Raw genomic sequence first — 2,929 nt, 5'->3', positions numbered from 1 at the left:
GTGGTGGGGGCGCCTGTTTCGGAGCCGTCGCCGGCGTCCGGGCATGGGGTCGGGATCGGGCCGGCGGGCGGTGCGGCGGCCAGGGCCCGCAGCCGCTTCAGGTCGGAGCGCGGGTCGTACTCCTTGACCGGCGGGATCACGCAGTTGCCGCCCGTGGTCGCGACGACGGTCAGGTAGCCGTTGAGGTAGTCGCCCTTGACGCCCTTGAGCGCCTCGTCGGTGAACGGGTAGGTGAGCAGCACCTCCAGCGACTTCGGCAGGTCGCGGCCGGAGTCGGCGAGCTTGCGCAGGATCACCGCGAGCGAGCGCAGGTTCGCGACCGTGTCGTCCTTGCTGGCGTTGATGGTCCTCACGGCGACGTCCGCGAGTCGCTCCAGCCTGCGCAGCATCTCCACGAGCTGCCCGCGCTGCTCGTCCAGGACCTTCAGGCCGGGCGACAGGTCGTCCAGGACGGTCTCGACCTGCCCGTCGCGGGACGCGACCGTGGCGGACAGCCGGTTCAGGCCGTCCAGCGCGTCCACGATCGACCGGCGGTTGCGGTTGAGCGTCGCCGTCAGGCCGTCGAGGTTCCGCAGCGCGGACCGGATCGTGTCCTCCCGGCCGCCGAGCGCCTTGTTCAGCTCGCGGTTGATCGTCCGGATCTGCGGGAGCCCGCCGCCGGACAGCAGCAGCGACAGCGCGCCGAAGACCTCCTCGGTGTCGGCGTTCCGCGTCGTCCGGGCGACCGGGATCGTGGCGCCGTCGGTCAGCGGCCGCGTCGACGGTGCCGTCGCCGGGGCGGCGAGCTTGATGTACTTCTCCCCCAGCAGGCTCGACTGCTCCAGGTTCGCGGTGGCGTTCGCCGGGAGCCGGACGTCGCCGTTCACCAGCAGCGTCACCTCGGCGTTCCACGAGCCCTTGGGCAGCGACACCTTCTTCACCCGCCCGACCGGGACGTCGTTGACCCGGACGGCCGCCTGCGGGACGAGGTTCAGCACGTCCTCGAACTGCACCTTCACCGTGTACGGGTGGTCGCCGAGATCGGCGCCGCCGGGCAGCGGGACGTCCTCCACCCGCATCGAGCAGCCCGCCGCCACGGCCACGGCGGTGAGGGCCGCGATGAGCCTGGACGCGCGCATCAGGAGCCTCCCGGTCCGGCGTAGGTACGTCCGGCGGGCGGCAGCGGCAGCGGCGGCACCCCGGACGCCTGCGACGGCGGAACCGCCACCAGCCCGGACGTCTTCAGCCGCTCGCACTGCTCCCGGAGCGTCTCGGTCGCGGACGCCGCCGCCGCGCACACCGGCCGCAGATCGGCCGCGGGCGGATCGACCCCCGGCTGGGCCGCGCTCCCGAACGCCTTGGTGATCTCCAGCAGGTTGCCGCGGGTCATCAGCGAGCGGGTCTTCGGGTCGTAGGCGCCGAGGGCGTTCTGGGTGAGCAGCGGCGCGGTGTCGAGAATCTCGGCGAGCGACGCGCGCTGGTCGACGAGCACCTGCGTGATCCCGGCGAGCTTGCCGACGTTGCGCTCCAGCAGTGCCCGGTTGTCCTCGATGAACCCCTTGACCTCGGCGAGCGCCACCGCGAGGCTCCGCAGCGCCGCGCCCAGCTCGTCGCGGTCGGCGGCGAGGAACCCGCTGACCTCGGCGAGCCGGCTTTCCGCCAGCCGGATCTGCGCGTCGTTCTCCCGGAGCATGACGCTGAACCTGTTGAGGTTGGCGACGGTGGCGTACAGGTCGTCGCTGGAGTCCGACAGCGTCTGCGACGCCTTCCCGAGGTCGGCGATCGTGGTGTTGAGGGCCTTGCCGTTGCCGCCGAGGTTGGCGGCGCCGACGCGGACGACGTCCGACAGCGCGCCGTGCGCGTTCACGCCCTTCGGGCCGAGGTCGGCGGAGAACCGCCGGACGGCGTCGTACAGCTGGTCGAGTTCGAGCGGGGTCGCGGTGCGGCTCTCGCCGATCGACGCGCCGTCCGGCATCCGCGGGCCGCCGCCGTAGGCGGGGTCGAGCTGCACGTACCGGTCGGACACCAGGTTCGGCGCGATCACGACGGCGCGGGCGTCGGCGGGCACGGGCACCTCCTCGTCCACCCGCAGCACGACCTTCACCCGGTCGCCGAGCGGCTCGATCGTGTCGATCGAGCCGACCTTGACGCCGAGGACGCGCACGTCGGAGCCGGGGTAGACGCCGATGGCGGTGGCGAAGTACGCGGTGATCCGCCGCGACGGCCCGCCGCCCAGGACGGGGATCAGCGCCACCGCGACCAGGATCGCGAAGCCCGCGAGGAGCGCCTCCACCACGCGCGTCCGGTGGTCGCGTATCGGGGACGACCGCATCATCGGCCTCCCGTCAGGTGCGGCGGCTTGCAGCCGGTCACGGGCGGCTTCCAGGTGCCGTTCTCCAGGTAGTTCTTGGGGACGGTGCCGCACAGGTAGCCGTCCACCCAGCGCCCGTTGCCCATCGCGTTGCCGACGACGCGGATGTAGGGGGCGGCGGTCTGCAGCGTCCGGTCCAGGTTCTTCTGGTTCCGCGCGAGGACGCCGGTGACCTCGTCGAGCGAGGCGAGCACCGGCCGGAGCTTCCAGCGGTTGTCGTCGACCAGCCCGACCAGCTCGTCGGCGAGGCGCCGCGTGCCGACCAGCAGCGCGTGGATCGCCTCGCGGCGGCGGCGCAGCTCGTCCAGGAGCAGGTTGCCGTCCTTGAACAGCGTCCTGAACTGGTCGTTCTGCGCGGCGAGGGTGCCGGACAGCCTCTTGGTCCCGGCGAGGAGCCGCGCCAGCTCGGCGTCCCGCGACGCGATCGTGGTGGACAGCGACGACAGGCCCTTCAGCGCGACGCGGACGCTCGCCGGGGTGTCCTCGAACGTCGTGGAGATCGTCTGCAGGCTGGACGCGAGCCTGGCGGTGTCGAGCCGGTCGAACGTCCGGCCGAGGTCCTCGAACGCGGTCGTGACG

At 72.7% G+C, this 2,929-nt stretch carries 3 protein-coding genes; all 3 read right to left on the bottom strand.

Going from position 1 to position 2,929, the window contains the following annotated elements; genetic code table 11:
* The coding region (locus E1264_RS41725) for an MCE family protein (RefSeq protein WP_132182971.1) at positions 1–1,118 on the bottom strand (1,118 nt) is incomplete at its 3' end.
* Positions 1,118–2,314: an MCE family protein gene (locus E1264_RS41720; RefSeq protein WP_243711501.1), complete on the bottom strand. Its 1,197-nt coding sequence runs from the start codon at positions 2,312–2,314 to the stop codon at positions 1,118–1,120. The genes E1264_RS41720 and E1264_RS41725, both read right to left, overlap by 1 nt.
* Positions 2,311–2,929 (bottom strand): MCE family protein (locus E1264_RS41715; RefSeq protein WP_243711500.1); only part of this gene is annotated, 619 nt, incomplete at its 5' end. The genes E1264_RS41720 and E1264_RS41715, both read right to left, overlap by 4 nt.

It is taken from the genome of Actinomadura sp. KC216 (genome assembly GCF_004348535.1).
In the GTDB taxonomy this organism is placed as follows: domain Bacteria; phylum Actinomycetota; class Actinomycetes; order Streptosporangiales; family Streptosporangiaceae; genus Spirillospora.
Note: the sequence above shows the minus strand (reverse complement) of the source record. Positions and strands in the feature narration are given on the sequence as shown.

Excerpts from the sequence above, each read along its gene's own strand:
- E1264_RS41720 (WP_243711501.1), bottom strand. The coding sequence starts at position 2,314 with ATGATGCGGTCGTCCCCGATACGCGACCACCGGACGCGCGTGGTGGAG.